Origin of the sequence: Limnobacter sp. UBA7229, from assembly GCF_002473065.1 — a bacterium.
GTDB classification, from domain to species: domain Bacteria; phylum Pseudomonadota; class Gammaproteobacteria; order Burkholderiales; family Burkholderiaceae_B; genus Limnobacter; species Limnobacter profundi.
Genome location: NZ_DKTN01000023.1, coordinates 30,622 through 50,670, shown reverse-complemented (window position 1 = coordinate 50,670; position 20,049 = coordinate 30,622). Strand labels below are relative to the sequence as shown.

General features: G+C 52.1%; 21 protein-coding genes. 12 read left to right on the top strand and 9 right to left on the bottom strand.

Annotated elements, in window-relative coordinates; all coding sequences use genetic code 11:
• Nucleotides 1-21: 21 nt before the first annotated feature.
• Nucleotides 22-615, bottom strand: coding sequence for a TetR/AcrR family transcriptional regulator (locus B4C79_RS14385; RefSeq protein ID WP_168426997.1), 594 nt, complete (start codon nt 613-615; stop codon nt 22-24).
• A gap of 115 nt (nt 616-730) precedes the next feature.
• Here B4C79_RS14385 and B4C79_RS14380 point away from each other — a divergent pair, with 115 nt between their 5' ends.
• The 9 genes from B4C79_RS14380 to B4C79_RS14340 all read left to right on the top strand — a co-directional run bounded on the left by B4C79_RS14380 (nt 731) and on the right by B4C79_RS14340 (nt 10,726).
• The gene (locus B4C79_RS14380) at nt 731-1,861 is read left to right on the top strand and encodes a glutathione S-transferase family protein (RefSeq protein ID WP_291739343.1); all 1,131 of its coding nucleotides are present in this window, start codon (nt 731-733) and stop codon (nt 1,859-1,861) included.
• Complete coding sequence (locus tag B4C79_RS14375) at nt 1,858-2,607, top strand: SDR family NAD(P)-dependent oxidoreductase (protein ID WP_291715971.1); 750 nt, start codon at nt 1,858-1,860, stop codon at nt 2,605-2,607. Before B4C79_RS14380 ends, B4C79_RS14375 begins: the two co-directional genes overlap by 4 nt.
• 7 nt (nt 2,608-2,614) lie before the next feature.
• A complete protein-coding gene (locus B4C79_RS14370; protein ID WP_291751924.1) occupies nt 2,615-3,418 on the top strand; it encodes a peptidylprolyl isomerase in 804 nt (267 codons plus the stop codon).
• A complete protein-coding gene (locus tag B4C79_RS14365) occupies nt 3,415-4,419 on the top strand; it encodes a HupE/UreJ family protein (RefSeq protein WP_291741154.1) in 1,005 nt (334 codons plus the stop codon). The genes B4C79_RS14370 and B4C79_RS14365 overlap by 4 nt, the downstream gene beginning before the upstream one ends.
• A gap of 43 nt (nt 4,420-4,462) precedes the next feature.
• Nucleotides 4,463-6,736, top strand: a complete 2,274-nt coding sequence (locus B4C79_RS14360; protein WP_291762671.1) for a DUF3604 domain-containing protein — start codon at nt 4,463-4,465, stop codon at nt 6,734-6,736.
• Nucleotides 6,737-6,748: 12 nt separating this feature from the next.
• Complete coding sequence (locus B4C79_RS14355; protein ID WP_291740506.1) at nt 6,749-7,816, top strand: MBL fold metallo-hydrolase; 1,068 nt, start codon at nt 6,749-6,751, stop codon at nt 7,814-7,816.
• Between the two features lie 64 nt (nt 7,817-7,880).
• Nucleotides 7,881-9,629, top strand: coding sequence for an N-acyl-D-amino-acid deacylase family protein (locus B4C79_RS14350; RefSeq protein ID WP_291740508.1), 1,749 nt, complete (start codon nt 7,881-7,883; stop codon nt 9,627-9,629).
• Between the two features lie 26 nt (nt 9,630-9,655).
• The gene (locus B4C79_RS14345; RefSeq protein WP_291740510.1) at nt 9,656-10,024 is read left to right on the top strand and encodes a VOC family protein; all 369 of its coding nucleotides are present in this window, start codon (nt 9,656-9,658) and stop codon (nt 10,022-10,024) included.
• A 3-nt stretch (nt 10,025-10,027) separates the two neighbouring features.
• Nucleotides 10,028-10,726: a hypothetical protein gene (locus B4C79_RS14340; RefSeq protein ID WP_291740512.1), complete on the top strand. Its 699-nt coding sequence runs from the start codon at nt 10,028-10,030 to the stop codon at nt 10,724-10,726.
• A gap of 15 nt (nt 10,727-10,741) precedes the next feature.
• Here B4C79_RS14340 and B4C79_RS14335 read toward each other — a convergent pair whose 3' ends face one another.
• Complete coding sequence (locus B4C79_RS14335) at nt 10,742-11,788, bottom strand: asparaginase (protein ID WP_291740514.1); 1,047 nt, start codon at nt 11,786-11,788, stop codon at nt 10,742-10,744.
• 222 nt (nt 11,789-12,010) lie between these two features.
• On the opposite strand from B4C79_RS14335, the gene B4C79_RS14330 reads away from it, so the two are divergent.
• From B4C79_RS14330 to msrA, 3 genes are read left to right on the top strand one after another with little or no spacing between them, the layout of a single operon-like run.
• Nucleotides 12,011-12,820, top strand: a complete 810-nt coding sequence (locus B4C79_RS14330; RefSeq protein WP_171099349.1) for a DUF1223 domain-containing protein — start codon at nt 12,011-12,013, stop codon at nt 12,818-12,820.
• A gap of 38 nt (nt 12,821-12,858) precedes the next feature.
• Entirely contained in the window at nt 12,859-13,362 is a 504-nt protein-coding gene (msrB, locus tag B4C79_RS14325; protein ID WP_171099351.1) for a peptide-methionine (R)-S-oxide reductase MsrB, read from the top strand.
• Nucleotides 13,363-13,366: 4 nt separating this feature from the next.
• Nucleotides 13,367-13,969, top strand: a complete 603-nt coding sequence (gene msrA / locus B4C79_RS14320; protein WP_291740519.1) for a peptide-methionine (S)-S-oxide reductase MsrA — start codon at nt 13,367-13,369, stop codon at nt 13,967-13,969.
• Nucleotides 13,970-13,979: 10 nt separating this feature from the next.
• Here msrA and B4C79_RS14315 read toward each other — a convergent pair whose 3' ends face one another.
• From B4C79_RS14315 to B4C79_RS14285, 7 genes are all read right to left on the bottom strand, one after another.
• The gene (locus B4C79_RS14315; RefSeq protein ID WP_291740520.1) at nt 13,980-15,401 is read right to left on the bottom strand and encodes an ATP-binding protein; all 1,422 of its coding nucleotides are present in this window, start codon (nt 15,399-15,401) and stop codon (nt 13,980-13,982) included.
• Between the two features lie 18 nt (nt 15,402-15,419).
• On the bottom strand, nt 15,420-16,253 hold the full coding sequence (locus tag B4C79_RS14310) for a phosphate/phosphite/phosphonate ABC transporter substrate-binding protein (protein WP_291740521.1): 834 nt from the start codon (nt 16,251-16,253) through the stop codon (nt 15,420-15,422).
• 116 nt (nt 16,254-16,369) lie between these two features.
• Nucleotides 16,370-18,010, bottom strand: coding sequence for a 3-(methylthio)propionyl-CoA ligase (locus B4C79_RS14305; protein WP_171099359.1), 1,641 nt, complete (start codon nt 18,008-18,010; stop codon nt 16,370-16,372).
• 63 nt (nt 18,011-18,073) lie between these two features.
• Complete coding sequence (locus tag B4C79_RS14300) at nt 18,074-18,445, bottom strand: DoxX family protein (protein ID WP_291740523.1); 372 nt, start codon at nt 18,443-18,445, stop codon at nt 18,074-18,076.
• A gap of 240 nt (nt 18,446-18,685) precedes the next feature.
• Nucleotides 18,686-19,162, bottom strand: a complete 477-nt coding sequence (locus B4C79_RS14295) for a hypothetical protein (protein WP_291740524.1) — start codon at nt 19,160-19,162, stop codon at nt 18,686-18,688.
• On the bottom strand, nt 19,159-19,665 hold the full coding sequence (locus tag B4C79_RS14290) for a lysozyme (RefSeq protein ID WP_291740527.1): 507 nt from the start codon (nt 19,663-19,665) through the stop codon (nt 19,159-19,161). Before B4C79_RS14290 ends, B4C79_RS14295 begins: the two co-directional genes overlap by 4 nt.
• Complete coding sequence (locus B4C79_RS14285) at nt 19,662-19,892, bottom strand: holin (protein WP_291740529.1); 231 nt, start codon at nt 19,890-19,892, stop codon at nt 19,662-19,664. The genes B4C79_RS14290 and B4C79_RS14285 overlap by 4 nt, the downstream gene beginning before the upstream one ends.
• Nucleotides 19,893-20,049: the final 157 nt, after the last annotated feature.

The following is a 20,049-nucleotide window of genomic DNA, read 5'->3' as shown; positions in this document are numbered from 1 at the left end:
GCTCTGTTACAAAACGAGCGATTAAATCAGGCGGTCAAGGAGGGCATCAAACTGCGCAATGCCTTGGTCTTGAGACACCACGCCATCGCGAATCAACTGGCGAATTCCCCAAAAGGAGAGAATAACCATCCAGACGAGGCCAGTGGCCGCTGCCTGATCCAGACCTTTGGCTTTGCGCATGGTTGGAACCCACAACTTCAAAATGACGCCTCGAATTCCCAAACGAATGGTTTCAAGCTCAGGCGAATTCAAACCTGAACCGGCAATCAATTGCCACAGCGCATCGCCCTTGCCCACTGGCATGTCCAGAGAAACAAACACCGCAGCACGTATGGCCAGCTTGATGTCATCGGGATTGCTGGTAATTGCAAGCGCGGTACCTTGCATCGTATCTGTGAAAATAGCCCACGCAGTCGCACCCAGCAAACTTTCCAGATTCGGAAAGTGTTGATACACCAACTGCCGGCTTACGCCAGCCCGCTCAGCCAGCGCACTCATGTTCAACACACCCCACCCCGCCTCTTCCACCAGCTCTGCAGCAGCATTCAGCAGCGACTTTCTGCGATCGTCTTTGCCAAGGTAAGGCCTCTTTTCCTGGGTTACGCGTGTGTTCATTCCAATGTGCAGCAAGGTCTCAATGCCTGACAGTGTGCCACACATTCAAAGAAATTGACATAGTGTAAATATTAATGTTCTAATTAATTATTCGAAACCCGCAAACAAGGGTCACATGAGACAAACCTACACTTTGTATGGCTGGCATTTGTCCTATTTCACGGGCAAGGCGCTATGCTATTTGCGCTACAAACAAGTTGATCATGTGCTCAATGCGGTCAACCTGTTCACGCTGACCCGAACCATCAAGAAAAAGACCGGTGCTGCGGTCATGCCCGTTCTAAAAACACCATCCGGTGAGTGGATACAAGACACGAGCGAGATCATTGACTACATTGAGTCGCTGCACCACAACAACCCGGTGACACCCAATACCCCGGTGCAAGAATTTGCCTCCATGTTGCTGGAGGCTTGGGGCGATGAATGGTGGGTGCCAATCGCGATGCACACGCGCTGGAATTACCCGGAGAATTTCGCCTTGTTTGAACATGATGCGGGTAAAGCCTTGTTGCCATGGGCTCCTCGTTTTTTACAAAACAAAGCGGCGCAACGCCCGGCAAAAATGCTGCGTGGCATGTTGCCATTCGTTGGGATAGTGCCCGAGCAATACGACACCATGAATGAATGGACTGTGCACATGCTCGACGCATTGAACCGGCATTTCGAGCAGTTTCCATTTTTATTGGGCGAGCGCCCAAGCTTGGGCGACTTCGGTTTGGTGGGCACCATGTACGGTCACCTTGGCCGTGACCCCTGGCCCAAACGCGAATTGATTGAACCCAGAATGCATTTGAATGCCTGGCTGGAACGCATGAAAAACCCAGCGGTGCATGCCGACAAACCCCTGTTGGGCCACGATGAAGTTCCAGTCACTTTGAACCCGATTTTCAAATCGATCTTTGATGAATTCATACCCATGGTGGCACAGATTGGCGAAATGGCCACCCAGTACGCCCGGCAAAACGGCTTGAATCAACGCCTGCCACGACGCATCGGCGAAGTGACGACCACCATGGGTGGCAAACCCTTCAAGCGCGGTGCACTTCCCTACATGATCTGGATGATGCAACGTGCGCTGGATTGCTACACCCACATGGCCGACAGCGACAAACACGATGTTCGCACCTGGCTTAAGCAACACAACGCCGAACACATCCTGAACCTTAACCTTCCCCGCGTGGAACGCCGGGCATTGACCGTGGCGGTGACTGCATTGCCACCTCAAACCATGGAGAAAGCAGCTTGAATAAAACGGTCGTTATTACAGGTGCCTCATCGGGTATTGGAAAAGCCCTGGCAATCGAGTTTGCGCAGCGTGGTTATCACCTTGGCCTGGCCGCACGTCGGCTGGACAAGCTTGAAGCGCTGCGTGCCGAGATCGCTTTGATGCCCGGCTGCCAGAATTTACAGGTCGAAATCATTGAACTTGACGTCAACAACACCAGCGCTGTTGGACCCGCTCTTCACACGGTATTCAGTCACTTGAACCAAGTGGACATCGTCGTTGTTAATGCGGGTGTGAACAAGTTGACTGGCGTGGGCAAGAACCAGTTAAGTGATGAATTGGGATTAATGCAAACCAATTTGCTGGGTGCGATTGCCACTGTGAATGCTGCAGTAGAGTGGTTTAAAAAAGCTGGAGGCGGTCATGTGGTGGGTATTTCTTCGCTGGCCTCCCTGACACCCATTCCAAAGCAAGCGGCCTATTGTGCAACCAAAGCCGGGTTCTCGATGTACCTGGATGCCGCAGCGATTGAACTGAAAAAATACAAAATCGATTTCACCAAAATTCTTCCTGGCTTTGTAAAGACTGAAATTGTCGATGACATGGACAAGTTTCCATTTTTGGTCTCAGCTGAACAGGCAGCCCGGGAAATGGCCAATCACATTGAGAAACGCCGCAGCGTGGGCGTGGTGCCAGGCTATCCCTGGAAGCTTTTGAAACCCCTCCTGGCCAATATGCCCACGGGTGTATGGCGTTATATGAAATAAACAAACAATGAAACCCTCCTATTCCGTCCTGGGATTCATCGCAGTGGCCATTCTGATCGGCGTTTTGGAATGGCGCAGCGATGAACAGGCAGCCAGCAATGAACTGGTGGTGACCGAGGCACAGCGTGCTTTCGTACGCGAGCAGGTCCTGCAAAGCGGCGCTCAGGCCATGGGTACTGCAAGCTACGAACAAGCCATGGCCACCTACATTGATGAAGAAATTCTGTATCGGGAAGGTGTGAAGCTGGGCCTGGAAAAAGACGACTTGATTGTGAAGCGACGCGTGGTGCAAAAAATGCGCTTCCTGCTGGAGGACATGACTCCGATTGCGCCGCCCACGCAGGCGCAGCTTCAAACCTGGCTGGATCAAAACGCACAACGCTATCAAACTGAACAAACCATCCTGCTTGATCACCATTTTTTTAGCCGCGGCAAGCGAGGTGACGAAGCGATCTATCAGGCTGGCCTTGCTCGGAACGAGTTGCTTGCGGGCCAGCAAATCGTCTCTGACCCCTTTCCCCTGCTAACAGGTTCCGGGTTACTGAGCCGGGAACGGATCACCAAAGAATTTGGGTTGGCGACCGGCAACGCCATTTTCGACTTACCCCTTGGCGAGTGGTCACAACCTGTGCAATCGCCACTTGGGGTCCACCTTTTCAAGGTGAATGAAAAAAAAGCGGGACGTACCATGACGCTTGAAGAAGCAGGTACTCAGCTTCGGTCTGACCTGATCGCAGCGCAACGGGAGGCTGTGAATGAAGCCGGTTTGGCGGCACTGCGGGCCACCTACACCATCAAGGAAGCTCCATGAACAGGCTTCTTTTTGCATGGGCGCTCTGCATCGGTTTACTGGGTTCAGGGGAAAATGGCCACGCACATGAGATGGGTACTTCTGCATTGATTGTGCATGAAGGCACCCCAAGTACAGGTCAATTTGTTTTCAAACGCACAGTGGGATCGGACGACAAGATCCCACCAATTGATTTCAAGTTTGAACCGGCCTGTGAATTGCGTGACGTCAGTACAGAGTGGGAAGGCAATACCGAATTGATCCAGCGAGGCAATTTTTTCTGCAGCAAATCACTTGCCGAGCATGAAATTCTGGCAAATGGATTTACCCGACTCGCACCCGACCTGATTGTACTTGCCACCCCTCAGCAAAGCGACAGAATCCATGCGGTGCTCACGCCAAAAAAGGCCAGTGTCGCATTGGGAAACGATGCTCATAAAACTCCGCCGCTGGAGTACTTGAGTGTCGGGATTGAACACATTGTGTTTGGGCTGGACCACGTCCTTTTTGTGACCGGGCTTTACCTGTTGTGGAAAAAACGAAAGCAGAGCGTGAGGCAATTGATAGGGCAATTCACGCTGTTTACTTTAGGACACAGCCTGACCCTGGCGATGCTGGTGTTGGGATGGATTGCAGTACCCACCCGCGCGATTGAGGCCTGGATTGCATTGAGCGTGTTGTGGCTTGCCTGGGAACTGGTACGTTCCGAGCCAGCACGATCATCGAATTGGTCTCACCTGCTGTTGATTGTGGCTTTTGGTTTGTTGCACGGCTCGGGTTTCGCCCTGTCCATGGAAGAACGCGGGTTTCCCCAAGATGCACTGCTGAGCACCTTGCTGCTTTTCAACTTGGGCATTGAAATTGGTCAGTTGTGGATTGTCACGGTGCTTGCGACCGCTTTCACATTGCTTGAGAAAACTCATCTACCCAATTACACGCGCTTGGCCCAATACTCCCTGACCCTTTGCATCGGCGGCGCAGCCCTGTACTGGACGATTGAAAGGATTCACAGCTATGTATGAATATTGCACAGTTGTGCGCAAATTATTGCCAGCGCACTTGTTGATGCCCGCCCTTCTCGCACTCAGCTTGTCAGGCTGTCTGAATTCAAATGACAACACAGTGGCACAAACCACTGCTCCCACTACAGTAGCCCCGGCAGAACGTCCGGACGATGTGGAATGCCTTGGCAGCAGTGTGCGTAAGCAGGCCTTCTTCGGTGATTTACACATTCACACCAAACTGTCGTTTGACGCTTATTTTTTCAATTCAATCAATGGTCCACGAGAGGCATACCAATTCGCCAAAGGTGAAAACGCCTTTCTGCCGTCCGGGGAGGATCCGGATACACCCATGCGACAAATCAACATTGGTCGGCCACTTGATTTCGCTGCGGTAACCGAACATGCCGAACAACTGGGTACCTTTTCCAATATCTGCGAACTGCAGGGGAACGTTCCGGCAGGTACCAACCCCGCCTGCAGCGTGCTGGGCCAGGTGATTCGTGACAACGTCTCTGTCTTCATCACCGGAAATGTGCCTTTGTACCTGCAACTGGTGACCAGTGCAGGTAGCCGGGTGCCCAGCACCCGAACCTGGGAAGAAATACAGGCTGTGGCCAACGCGGAAAACCAACCTTGCAAATTCACGACCTTCAACGGCTATGAGTTCTCCTCCAACAAGGGCGGTCAGGTGTTGCATCGAAACGTAATTTTCGAGGGCACCACGGTGCCCAGCGATGTAATCAGCTCCATCCCGCCCATTCCCACCACCGACAACACCAACGACGAGTGGAATCTGTTCGATCGACTGAAAACGGAGTGCCTGGATGTGGAAGGCTGCGATGTGGTCACGATTCCTCACAGCACCAACCAAAGCGACGGTCGATTTGCACGTCCGCGTCAGGCAGACACAGGCCTGCCCTTGGCGCGCAACAACATGACCTTGACCGCGGCGGATGCGACCCTGCGAAACACCCTCGACCGTTTGTTCGAAATTGTTCAGCACAAGGGTGCTAGCGAATGCATCACCGGGTTTAACAAAGGACTGACTGGCGGTGAGGAATCGGGTTGCGGATTCGAAGAATGGAAAACCCTGTGCAAAGGCAATTCAGACGACCCCGCAGAATGCGCCAAAGTATGCAAGGGCACTGCCAACGACCCGCTGTTTTGCCAGGTAAACCGCTTGCAAGGCACAGGAAAGAGCATTCACGCAGCGAGCCAATGCACAGGCAGCGACATCGGTGGATCAACGCCCGCCGATTGTACCGCCCCACTGGATTACGCCCGTAATGTGTTGCCGGAAGGCAGTGCAATTGCACGCAAGCTGGGGGTGAACCCTTATCAATATGGTTTTATTGGCTCAAGCGATACGCACAACGGCATCGCAGGCAACACCGACAAAACCAAATTTTCGAAAAACTCGGGCCATGGCGGTGTGCTGGACGATGAACCCCATGAAGCCTTGGGCAACTGGGAGTGCAAACAACGGCCCCTTCCTACCGACTCCATCACCGGGTTCAAACTGCCATTCAGCACCGAATCGGCCGCAGACCCGAACAACTGTGAAGAGCGCGTATTCAACCCTGTGGCTTCGAACTTCACCCCTGGCGGGCTGGCAGGTGTTTGGGCGCGAGAAAACACACGCAAGGAAATTTTTGCAGCGCTCAAACGCAGAGAAACATTCGCCACCTCGGGCTCGCGTATGCGGATACGCACACTGGCTTCGAGCAAGCCTTTCCCCGGCAATATCTGCGAACAATTGGCAGCTGGTGTCAGTCCAATCGAGGAAGGTTTGGTACAAGGCGTACTCATGGGCGGCACGCTGGAAGTCAAAAACGGCGGCCCTTACATTGTGGCCTACGCCATTCAAGACCCAGGCGGTGAGGAAGCCGGTGTACCTCTGCAGCGGCTCGAACTGATCAAGACTTGGGCTGATTCAAGCGGTGATTTGAAGCAACGGGTATTAACACTCGCTGAGAATACCAAAGCGCCACAGCCCAACTCAGATTGCAGCATTCAGCAACAGGGCCCCGAACAAATGTGTGCGGTGTTCCATGACACCCAGTACAACGCAAGCACAGGCGCCAGCTACTACGCTCGGGCACTTGAAAACAACTCATGCCGCTGGACCACCAAAATGTGCACAGCCAAAGGTGTGCAATGCGAGGCGCTGCAACCCGGCAACGGTTTGTTTTCGGCACAAAGTGGTTTTGCCGGGTATGAAGGTTGTTGCCGCATTGAAGGTGAGCCAGGCAATTTCCGCGGAGACTTCCGGTTCATCACCCAACAGGAACGTGCCTGGAGCTCTCCGATTTGGGTTGAGAGTCGCAAGCCATAACAAGGAAAAACCATGCGCAAAAAACTCTTGATTGCTGCTGTCGCTTTGATCCTCGCTGGTGGCACAGTGGCTTACATTCAGCGTCATGAAATTACCCTGGCCATGGTCGAAAAAGTGGCCAGCGAACGAATGCAAAACCCAATGACCGGGCTCGATGACGGCTTGCATGTTGGCTTGTGCGGCACGGGCTCACCCTTCCCCGACCCGGATCGTGCTGCCCCCTGCACCTTGGTGATTGCAGGCAAGGACATGTTCTTATTCGATGCCGGCAGTGCAGCCGCCAAACAAATTGCGACGATGGGTTTCTCCACAGGTCAACTCAAGGGCGTGTTTATTACGCATTTTCATTCGGATCACATCGATGGTCTGGGGGAAGTACTGATGACGCGCTGGGCACAACACACCCAGGGGCAAAAACTGACAGTGCATGGCCCCAGCGGAATTGCAGAAGTCATGAATGGGTTTGAGACTGCATACCGGCAAGACACGGGTTACCGAACAGCACACCACGGCGTTGCGACCATGCCGCCAGAGCTGGCAGGTGCGGATGTGAACCAGTTTGCTGTGCAAAAAGGTAGTTACACCACCGTGGTACAACAGCCTGATTTGCTGATCGAAGCATTTGCCGTGAATCATCAGCCCATCAACCCGGCAGTGGGTTATCGAATAAATTACAAAGGCCGAACCGTCGTTCTGAGCGGCGACACCACCAGTGACGTGCAGGTGAAAGACGCAGCCCGCAATGCCGATCTGCTGGTGCATGAAGCCCTGAGTCCGGAATTGGTGGCTCGCCTCCAGGAAACCGCGATCAACAACAACCGGAGCAAACTGGCCAAAATCTTCTCGGATATTCCCAACTACCACGCCACCCCACTGGATGTGGCTGTATTGGCTCAAGAAGCCGAGGTGGGCCATGTGGTGCTGAGCCACATTGTGCCGCCCTTGCCACTGCCACCCTTACGGGAAATATTCCTGGGCAAGGCACCCGATGTGTTCAAAGGGCCCTTCCGCATCGGGGAAGATGGTGATTTCATCAGCCTGCCCACGGGCAGCAAGGAGGTGATTTACGACCGGAGATAAAAGTTTTTTCCAATTCGACAAGATTTCTTGTTACATTTGAAAAAAATGAGAATTGGAGACAGACATGACAGCTTCGACCTTCGACGTGGTCATCACGGGTGGACGATATTTTGACGGCACAGGCGGCCCTTCTGCCCTGCGCGACATTGGCATTAAAGACGGGCGCATCGCCGCAGTCAGTGAAACGCCTTTGCAATATCAAGGCACGCCCAAAGTGATTGATGCCTACGGTCACTGGATCACACCCGGCTTTCTGGATACCCACACCCACTACGACGCCGAAATGATCGTCGCACCAAGCTTGTCCGAATCAGTTCGTCACGGCGTCACCACCGTGCTGGTGGGCAGTTGTTCACTCAGCATGATTTGCAGCGAAGCCGAAGACGCATCCGACATATTTACACGTGTAGAAACCGTACCCCGTGAAAAGGTACTGCCAATTCTTCAAGAGAGAAAAACATGGAGCACGCCACGTCAATGGGTTGAGTTTGTGCAAAAGCAGCCCCTTGGCCCCAATCTGATCTCATTTTTGGGCCACAGCGATTTGCGCGTGGGCACCATGGGTTTGTTGGATTCGACTGACCGCAAAATAAAGCCCTCTGAGGCACAAATGCAGCGAATGGAAGCCACGCTGACCGAGGCCATGGAGGCCGGGTTTTTGGGCCTTTCAACCATGTGCCTGAAGTGGGACAAAATTGATGGCGATCGCGCTTGGTCGAAAAGCCTGCCCAGCACCTATGCCCGCTGGAGCGAGCTTCGCCGCCTGAATAAAATTTTGCGCAAATACCGCCGCGTGCATCAAGGAGCACCCAATGCAGCCAACCCACTGCAAATTTTTGAATACTTGATTGAAACCCTGGGCTGGATTCGCAAACCACTGAAAACCACGCTGATTGCGCTCATCGATTTAAAAGGCAACAAAACCGTTCGACCCATGGCACAAATTTCAAGTCGCGTGGTGAACTGGCTTGGCGGGGCCTTCCGTTGGCAACTATTGCCCACCCCTTTCACCGTATACGCCGATGGCATTGATGTGGTGTTTTTTGAAGAATTTGGTGCCGGGGAAATGGCACTGGACCTGCGAACCCAGGTAGAGCGCAACAGCCTGCTGCAAAACGAAGATTACCGCCGCCAGTTCCGCAAGTTTTACGGGCAAAAACTAAGCCCGCGCGTGTGGCAGCGTGATTTCGGGGATGCCATTATTCTTGAATGCCCAGACGCGAATTTGGTGGGCAAAAACTTTGATGAAGTGGCCCGCGCCCGCAAAGTGCATGTGGTCGATTTGTTCCTCGATTTGGTAGTGCAGTTTGGTCGCCAGTTGCGCTGGTACACCACAGTGGGTAACCACAAGCGCGAAGTTATCCGCGAACTGGTGCAGGACAAACACACCTTGATCACCTTCAGTGATGCGGGTGCGCACATTCGCAACATGGCCTTTTATAACCTGCCCCTGCGCTTCCTGAAACTGGTCAAGGAAACCATTGAAGAAGGCAAACCCATCATGAGCATGGAACATGCGGTGTGGCGATTGACTGGTGAACAAGCCGATTGGCTAGGCATTGAAGCCGGAAAAATTCGGGTGGGTGACCGCGCAGATTTGGTGGTGTTAAACCCGGAAGCGTTGAACCAGAACCTTGAACAGGTGACCTGGGGCGACATGGAAAATTTCGGCTTGCAACGTTTGGTGAACCGCAACCCGGGTGTCGTAAAACATGTGTTAATTAATGGCAAGATAGCAGTCGAGAACGAGGCCGTTGTGCCCGAGCTCGGCAAAGAAATGGGTTACGGGCAATTCCTGCCCGCCAATACTTGAAACCAGCGAATCCACGGAGAAGTACGATGATTGGATACATTACCTTGGGCACCAACGATCTGCCCCAAAGCGGCGAATATTTTGACAAGCTGTTTGCGCCCCTGGGTGCCAAACGTATTCTGGAATTGCCGCATGGTATTTTCTGGGGCACCAGCATGGCCAACCCCTTCATTGGTCTGCTAAAGCCGGCAAACGGCCAGCCTTCCACAGTGGGCAATGGCACCATGGTGGCACTGACCGCCAAGGACCGAGCCCAAGTTGACGCATTTTATGAACATGCAAAAACACTGGGCTGTACCTGTGAAGGCGCACCGGGTGAACGCATGCCCGGCTTTTATGCCGCTTACTTTCGCACGCCTGACGGGCACAAGATGAATATTTTCAAGATGGGCTAAAGCTTGACTTCAATTGACTCAACCATTGACGAGTTTGCAGGTCTTGAAGAAGTGCCTGCACCTTGGACACTCACCGGTAAAGGCCTGATTGTGGTCATGCGCAGCAAAGCTGAAAAGCTGATGGCTGATGCGCGTATCCCACTGGACATTCGCGACTCCTTAAAGTGCCCGGTCAGCGTGTTGATGTATGTGGACTACACGCACTCCAATGCAGGCCCTTACAAAGAGCTGCTGTACATTCCTGGCACGGCGCAATTCAGCGAGAAGCTGGGGAGCAAACGCCTGTTGACCATCAGCAACATTGTGGTGAGCAGCGCGAGCAGTGTGAAAAATGGTCGAATCAATTGGGGCATTCCGAAAAACCTGTGCAACTTCGATGTTGCACAGGGCCCGGAAAGTCTGCAGGAAATCAGTCTGCATCAAGATGGCGTGCCTCAATTTGACCTGGCGTATCGGGGCAAGGGCTTTTCTTTTCCGATCAACACGGGTTTGGTGCCAGGTTTCATGAAAACCCTGGGTCAACGATGGCAAGGTCAGGAATTTTTATACAGCCCAAGTGCGAAGGGCAAAGCCCGTTTTGCAAACGTGCATGTGTTGCAAAACCTGGGCAATGCCTTTCCTGATATAGACATTGGCGATGTGGTCACAGCACTGGAAATCACCCAGTTTCAGATGACATTTCCAGTGGCTCACATCGCCTGAACGGATTGGTACAACTTATCGGTCAAACAAGGGCTGCAAGTCAGCCTTTTTGTTAATGCCCGATTGCATCGCCAGCATCAGCAAAATACGTGCTTTTTGAGGCGACAAGTCGTCGGCCATAATTGCACCCGCGTCAAATGTGGTTTTGCCACCGCCCACAAAACCGTAGTTCGCCATCACGCGGCCTTGGTGAACTCGGGTAGAGATCACCACGGGTACATTCTTCGACAAGGCATATTGAACGGCTTCAAACATGGGCACGTTCATATTGCCCATACCCAACGCCTGAACCACAATGCCCTTCACACCACGATCAACCGCATTGCGCAAAGCCGCACCCGTGGCACCGCCATACATGGCGACAATTTCTACTTCAGGCATGGGACCATCGACCAGCTGAAATGTTTGGCGACGCAGCGGTGTGGTGGCGTACATGACACGGTCTGGATAAACCTCACCAATCAAACCAAACGCACCGCTTTGGAAGGTTTCAACATTCTGAGTGTGGGTTTTGGTCACGTAACGCGCAGCGTTGATCTGATTATTCATGGCCAGCATTACGCCCTTGTTTTTGGACTGTGCATCCACGGCGATGCGCACTGCATTCAGCAAATTGCGAGGACCGTCAAAATCAGACGACGAGGCATTTCGCTGTGCACCGATCAACACCACCGGTTTCTCTGAACGCACGGTGAGGTCCAACCAAAATGCTGTTTCTTCAAGCGTATCGGTGCCATGAGAAACAATCACACCAGCAACTTCAGGACGAACCAAGGCTGCATTCACTTCCTTGGTCAATTGCACCCAACGTGGCGGGTCCATGTAGTCAGAAGGCACATTGGACAAGCTTTTGACCTGAATGTTGGCGTATTTGCCCACATCCGGCACTGTAGCCAACAGGTCTTCACCTGAAATGGCTGGCACGGGGGCGTTTTTCACCGGGTCAATTTTCATTGCAATGGTGCCGCCTGTGGCAATGAACTGCACCACAGGTTTGTCTTGTGCGTGCACAGCAAAAGTAGTGGTCAGCAAGGCTGACGCGAGCAAGGCTTTTAGTTTCATCCCATTCTCCTGTTTTTATGAAATTGGCCTCAACACTTGGTTTTTCGAGGCAGGTTAACTCTAACAGGGTAAGTAAATTACCCACGGGTCACTTAGTCGGAGTAGCCACAGGACTTGCCACACTTGTTAACAATCGCAGAATTTGCTAAGCATCGCGATGTAACCTTTCGGTGAAATCCGGCGAATACCTTCCTGAACAAAACGCGGCAGGCGGAGGGTTGTATGACAAATTGCTTGAACTTCATGGCAGGCACTGGTGCCTTGGCTCTTCTCGGGCTTGGCTCTGCGCCTGTTTGGGGCCAGCAAGGCACTTGCAAATGGACAAGTCCCGCTGAGCGCATGATTGTCGCCGAGCTTTACACCTCCGAAGGCTGTAGCAGTTGCCCGCCTGCCGACCGTTGGCTAAGCAGCCAACTCACTACCCCGGAACGATCAAGCAGTATTTTGGCGCTTTCATTCCATGTGGATTACTGGAATTACATTGGCTGGGAAGACCCCTACTCCAAAAAGCAATTCACCGAGCGGCAATACGCCCACAAACGGGCTGGAAATGTAAGTCAAATTTACACACCGCAGTATGTATTCTCGAACCGGGAAGTTCGCCGCTGGGGCCAGGCAGGGCTTATACCTCAGAGATTGTCGGCGATGCAACAAGACAAAGCCCCCGTGGGCCTGCAAGTTTCGCTTGAACGAAAGGCTGCCAATCAGGTCGAAATCCAGGTAAAAACCGAATGGCTTGATGAGCGTTATTCCGGTGGGCGCGTGTTTGTTGCCTTTTACGAAGACAATTTAAGCCAACAAGTGAAAGCAGGAGAAAATCGGGGAGAGTTATTGAAGCATGATCGGGTGGTTCGACACTTGAGCGATGCGAAAAAGGTATCCCCCGGATCCAGAATACAGGTGTTCAGGCACACACTGCCAGCCGACTGGAACCAGAGTAATGTAGGACTGGGCGTTATTGTTGAGAACAATGAATCCAATACCGTTCTTCAAGCATTGAATGCACCAAAAGCCTTGAGCCAGTGCAGCTGAATATTGATTGAGTAATTGATAAACAAGGAAACACCACCATGCAACGTCGTACAGTTATCGCAGGTTTGGCCGCAATTGGCGCAGGTCTGTTTTTCACAAAACCCATGAGCTCGGTTGCAAGTATGAACAAGCTGAATAAGTCGGAAGCCGAATGGCTGAAAATCATCAAGAAAGACCAGTACAACGTGCTGTTCAAAGAGGCCACTGAACGCCCATTCTCCAGCCCCTTGAACGACGAGAAACGCAAAGGCACGTATGTGTGCGCGGCCTGCAACCTGCCGCTGTTTCCTTCCCAATTCAAATACGACAGTGGCACTGGTTGGCCCAGTTTTTATGATGCCAACAAAGGCGCATTGAATACCAAAACCGATTACAAACTGATTTTGCCGCGCACCGAATACCACTGCAGCAATTGTGGCGGCCACCAGGGCCATGTGTTTGACGACGGCCCTGCCCCGACCGGCAAGCGATACTGCAACAACGGCTTGGCATTGGCGTTCGTTCCCGAAGGCCAAACATTACCCACAGTGCGCAAGGCGTAAAAAAATGACATATATGAAACTCAAAACAACCTTGACCGTAGCCTTGGGCTTGCTTGCTGCGACAGGCGCACAGGCTGAAACAAAAACCGCGGTGTTTGGAGGCGGCTGCTTTTGGTGCACCGAGGCTGACTTTGACAAAGTGCCTGGCGTGTTGAAAACAATTTCAGGCTACGCCGGTGGGCAATACAAAGACCCGGATTACAAGGTAGTAAGTGCCGGCCGCACGGACCACACCGAAGTGGTTGAAGTGACTTACGACGACACCAAAGTAAGCTACAGCCAATTGGTCGAGTACTTCTGGAAAACCATCGACCCCACCGTGAAAAACCGCCAGTTTTGCGATGGTGGCACCCAATACCGAAGCGGGTTTTATTACCTGAATGAGGAACAGAAAAAAGTTGCTGAAGCCAGCAAAGCCAAACTGCAGGCCACTGGCAAATTCAAAACCATTTACACGGAAGTTGCGCCGGTGGTGAAATTTTATCCCGCTGAGGAATACCACCAGGACTACTACATTAAAAACCCTATTCGCTACGGCTATTACCGCAACGGCTGTGGACGGGACAAACGCCTTGAGGAATTGTGGGGCCCCAAAGCCAGTCGCTAATTGCCACCCATTAACGCATTTCTGGCAGAGAGAAATGGAAGGTGCTGCCCACACCCACCTGACTCTCTAGCCACACTTCGCCACGCATCAACTCCACCAATCTTCGGGTAATGGTCAGCCCAAGGCCCGTGCCTCCAAAATTTCGAGTTATCGACGAGTCGGCCTGCTCAAAAGGCTTGAAAATTGCACTGACCTTTTCAAACGGTACGCCAATGCCGGTGTCGCGAATTGAGCATTTCAGCAATTGAGCCCCGTGCATATCTTTGCCTGCCTGCACTTGAATGTATACGCCACCGCGCTCTGTGAATTTGATCGCATTGCCCACCATATTGTTGATGATTTGCAAAAGGCGTACCGGGTCGCCAGCAAATTCTTTTGGGAAACCCTCTGAGAAAGTGCACTGCAACTCCAGGCATTTTGATTTGGCCCGTGGAATCATGGGGCCCAATGCCTGTTCAAATATTCGCTTTGGATCGAACACCACCGTGTCAATGGTCATCATGCCTGCTTCAATTTTCGAGAAGTCCAGTATTTCATTCACGATCAACAACAAGGTGTTGGCCGAGTCGTTGGCCACCTGCAAAAACTCTCGTTGAACCTTGGTCAGTTTGGTTTCCAGCGCCAGTTCGGTCATGCCGATAATGCCATTGAGCGGAGTTCGAATTTCATGACTCATATTGGCGAGAAATTCGCTTTTGGCGCGGTTGGCACTTTCTGCAACTTCTTTGGCTTTGGACTCACCGTCCAAGTGTTCTGTGGTTCGCTTCAACTTCTCGAAGGCAGGTCGAAACTCGGTGGGCAAATTCTCAATCAACAATTCTGAGTCATCGCCAATGTCACTGGACGGCACGACGTCAAAGGTTTCAACGCGTTCAAGTGCACCCAACCAACGTTTCAAGGGAAACCAAATAATCAACATGCCACCAATCAAACCACCAACAGCACTGAGCATGGCCACACGAATCAAGCCCCAAAAACCTTCAGCAATCGCATCGACGGCAAAGGTAAAGCGCAGCACGCCGTAGTCATAACCACCAGCGTTAATGGCCCGGTTCACGTCGTAAAGTTGCTCGGCCACTTTGTCCCGCAACCAAGCGGGGGCAGTGCTTTTTAGAATGGCAGAATTTTCACTTCGAATAATGCCCCCCGTCAAATCAATAAACTTGGCAGATGCAAACCGGGAGCCTGCAATTGCCTTGTTCAATGTGCGCTGAATGGTGTCGTAATCGCCGATTACCGCGCTGTCTGACACGGTTTGAGCAACAACTTCGATCATCATGTTGGCCGAGTCTTGAGCCTCTTCCAGCGTACTGTGGTATTGAAAACGAGAGAACGCTACAAAACTGATGGTAACGAACAAAAGCAAAGCCACGGTGTATAACAAAAACACGCGACCAATCAGCGATGATGGCAATAGACGAATTCGCTTCATCGCAAGGTCACACTGGCATTAACGCACCGCCATGGGTGCAGTGGCATAAAAACGGCGATAACTTTCATAATCCTTGTCATAGGCAGGCAGGAAGTGGCTGTTCGGATCCATACCCACCGACGCGGAGGCCTGCTCGAGAATCAATGCACCTGCTTTGCTTTTGTGCATATTGATAAAAGCGTTGGTGACGGCACGTACATCTTTTGTGCTCACCTTGCCAGAAGCCATCAAAGCCAAATCCAGGTAAGACTCCGACGTCCAAAGCACCCGGAATTTGGTGCCCTGCTTTTCTGTGAAACCATCGATCAAAGCCGAATTGCTGCCCACTGCTTTTGCTTTGCCTGCCAACAATTGAGCAAATGCCGCGTTCTGGTTGCCCGCAAATACTGCATTCACCTCGATTCCGCGATTCATCAATTCAGCCTGTGGCACCCGGTAGCCAACGAAAGCCTCCGGGCCAGCAAAAACCATGTCTTGCTTGCTCAGCTCTTCAAGCGTTCGAATTGGAGAATTGTCGAGTACCGCGATCTGACCCTGCAAGGCAGGCCCGGTGCGTCGCCCAAAAACCTTCCAGCCCAACTTGTCACGCTCTGGGCTGAACAGATGATTTGAAAACACAAACTCGACTTCTTGAGCCAATACGTAGGCAGTGGTATCGGCAGAAGTTCTGCCGATTTTGAGTTCAAGCTGAACACCACTTTGCTGGCTGACATATTGAATAATCGGGTTCCAGTAGGCCGCTGTTTTGGGAATGTCCCATTGATTAACTGGCGAGAACCTGTAGACCGGTTGCTGTGCTTGGGCCTGCAGGCTGCTCATCAGCAAACACAGGGAAATTAACAAACGCAACATGCTTGGACTGCCCCATCTTGATTGTTAAAGGGCAAGGATAAAGCAATGATTGAAAAGTTAAACCATTAAATGATGAAAATTTCACAATTTAACTTTCCTTATACATTCTGTCGCACTTACACAAATCGCAAGCCTTTGAATTTCTCTCGCAACTCCGACTTTTGCACCTTGCCTGTTGCGCCAATCGGCATGGCGTCTACAAACTCAACATCGTCGGGAATGTGCATTTTGGTAATACGGCCTTCATAGAAATTCAGAATGTCTTGTTTGCTGACTTCTGCACCAGGCCTTTTCACAACAATCAGCAGGGGGCGCTCGTTCCACTTTTCATGGGGAATGGCGATCACCGCAGACTGAAGCACCGCCGGGTGAGACATGGCAATGTTTTCAAGATCAATTGAACTGATCCACTCCCCGCCCGATTTGATCACGTCTTTGGTGCGATCAGTAATTTGCATCAAGCCGTCCGGCGCCATGCGGGCCACGTCTCCAGTGGCAAACCAGCGTTTCCCCGTGGCATCGTGGCTGAAGGCTTTTGCACCATCACCACCGTAGTACTCGTGCAATACCCAGTGGCCACGCACATGCAACTCGCCGCTTTGCTCAAAATCCCAGGGCAATTCAGTGCCATCTTCAGCCAGCAATTTCATGTCCACGCCAAAAATGGTGCGCCCTTGCTTGGCGACAATCTCGTATTGCTCCTGTTTGGGCAAACTGCGCTCATCACCGCTCAGTTTGGAAACTGTACCCAAGGGCGACATTTCTGTGCTGCCCCAACCCTGCATCAGCTCCACACCCATTTCGTCAAATTCTTTGATCAAACTGACGGGCACGGCCGAGCCACCCACCAGCGAGCGTTTCAAGGTACTGAACGTCAGTCCGTTTTGCTTCATGTGATTGATCAAACCCAGCCAAATGGTCGGTACGCCCGCGGCCACGGTTACCTTCTCGCTTTCCAGCAAACTGTAAATAGAAGGGCCATCCAGTTGCGGACCAGGCATGACCAGTTTGCAGCCTGTCATCAACGCGGCATAGGGCAAGCCCCAAGCATTCACATGAAACATGGGCACAACGGGCAATAAAGTGTCCTTTCGGGTCAACGCAATTGCATCCGCGCAATTGGACATCATGGCGTGCAACATGGTGGACCGGTGCGAATACAGAATGCCTTTTGGATTGCCCGTGGTGCCGGAGGTGTAACACAGGGTGCAAGCTGAATTTTCATCAAATTCAGGCCACACATAGTCATCGTTTTGCGCCTTGAGCAAGGTTTCGTAATTCAACAAACCGGCCACGGGCGGTTCTGCGGGCATTTTGTTTTCATCAATCAACAAAATCCAGTTTTTAACGCTGGGGCAATGCGGAGCGATCGCCTTGATCAGGGGCGCAAAGGTGAGGTCGAAAAAGATGGTGGAGTCTTGTGCGTGGTTGATAATGTAAATCAACTGCTGAGGCGTGTATCTGGGGTTCAAAGTGTGAGTAATCGCCCCCATGCCCGCCACGGCATAATAAACTTCGATGTGGCGATGACTGTTCCACGCAATCGTGGCAATGTTCTCGCCCTGCTGAATGTTCAAGGCATGCAATGCATTGGCAAGTTGCCTGGCACGTGCTGCCATGGCCTTGAAAGTGATTCGGTGCAAGTCACCTTCAACCCTGCGGCTCACTACTTCTTGCCAGCCGTAAAAACGTTCGGCATGCACCAAAATTGAAGAAAGCAGCATCTCCTGCTTCATCATCAGACCTGGCTTCAACATTGTTTTCGTCTCCTCTGCGTTGTATTTTTTTAAAGTGTACCGCAGAGAACTGTAATCGTTATTCTATTTTTGGAAGTGCCTGCTTTGACCGGCCTTCCAGATGACCCAGATCACCAAAGCCTGCAAGGGCAAGCGCAAATACAGAAGAACCACGGGAATATCGGCAAATTGATCCGGGTGCATGGCCATGTGAATATTGGCGGGTAGCACAGCCACACAAAGCGCAATCAACCCATACGCAGCCCACTGGCGGGTGCGTTCAATCAAAATGCCAATGCCGCCCAGAATTTCGAAAACACCGCTGATTTTGACAAGTGCTTCCGGATTGCTGAAATACGGAGGCACGATGCTGGAGAAAAAATCCAGCAGCACAAAATGCAGAATGCCTGCGCCGATAAAGAAAATGGCAACAACGACGACGGGTATTGAGAACATTTGTTTTTTTTAGAGCCTGAATAACAAAAAACCCTCGCCTTTTGAGCGAGGGTTTTTTTAATTTGGTGCGGCTGGCAGGATTCGAACCCACGACCCCTTGGTTCGTAGCCATTACCGCACTTATAAGTCGTTGTTTTTATTAACATTTAAACTGGCCCCGCTACCCAAAAAGGGCCTGTTTTGTACCCTAATTCACTTGAAAGTCACTTGAATTTCACTTGCGTTATTATCGCATCAAAACTACCCATCTTGACCTTGCAAGATTGCCCGACACTGAGCCGTCACTTCATCGGCTGTTCGTGCGAGCTGTCGAAGATCCGCTTCAACTCGTTCTGGAAGTACAACGGTGGGGGCAACTCCTTCAGCAAGGCGGGATTCACCTGGGGAGTTGGTGGGCACGGGGTCTGGATCACAGACTGACCTAGGGAGGCGCAGGCGGTCAGTGCGAGTAAGCTCACGGTACCGGCTGTCAACTTGAGCCAATTCGGCAATGTATCCATCAATCACTTCCTTATCACGTTTGCGTTGGGCCTCGATCTTGGCCTGGTAGTCTTCAAAGGCCTTGGCCAGCTGCTCGGTGTGCTGCTCCTGGAGCTTGAGCTTTTCCTTGGCTGCGGTACCACCCTCCATCTTTACGCCGGCGTAAAAGCCCAGCAGCAAAAGCGCCACGGGTATGACCATGAACACCACAGCCGTAAATGCACTGGGCAGCTTCATGATGTGGCCACCTCAACTGGGATATCGGGCGTGGGCATGGGCTTCAAGCAAAGCGCCCTTTCCGACTCTCGCCGGTTGGCCAACCCCTGAACACGTTTGCCACCGGCATACACCCAGCGGCGAAGCTCATTGCAAGCTCCGGTGTAATCGCCCTGGTTCAGCTTTCGAACCAGTGTGCTGCCACAGTACGCACCCACCCCAACGTTGTAAGTAAACGAAACCAGTGCATCGTATTGGTTTTGGTTGAGCGGCACTTTGGTGCACTTCAGCACGCCTTGGCCATGGTGGGTCAATTCCTGCACCAGCAGCTGGTCGCACTCAGCCTTGGTGTACACCTTGCCAGGCACAATGCCGGGGCCGGTGTATCCCTGGCACACGGTGAGCACCCCAACAATGTCGCGGTAAGGCACATACTCAGTGCCCTCCCACATGGCCACGGTACCAACCAGCGTGGCAGAGGCAGCCAGTACAGCTCCGCCTACTTTTTGCCGAAAGGTAATCATGGGTTACGCTGCCTGCGAAGTGCTTCCAAGCGGGCTTCGCTTTCAGCCTGTTCACGACGATCACGGCGACGTTGGTAATACAGATTTGCAAACAGGCCAAGCAGCGCGATGAACACACCAGCCCAACCAATCCAATTGACTGAGGCCATCCACCCCACTACGCCGGTGATTGCACCGGCCTCGGTTGTTCTGTTTGAGAAAAAAACAGCGGTATCTTCAACTTTCATTGCAGGGTCTCAGGTTGTGTGTAACTGGAACAATGCTAATAAGGTGGAGCGGTTTTAAGCGCACCATGAAAAAGGCCCCACCGATTAATCAGTGAGGCTCATGGTAGGAAATGTGATGGTTGGTATGTGCACCGTTGGAAAAAAACTATTGCTTTAT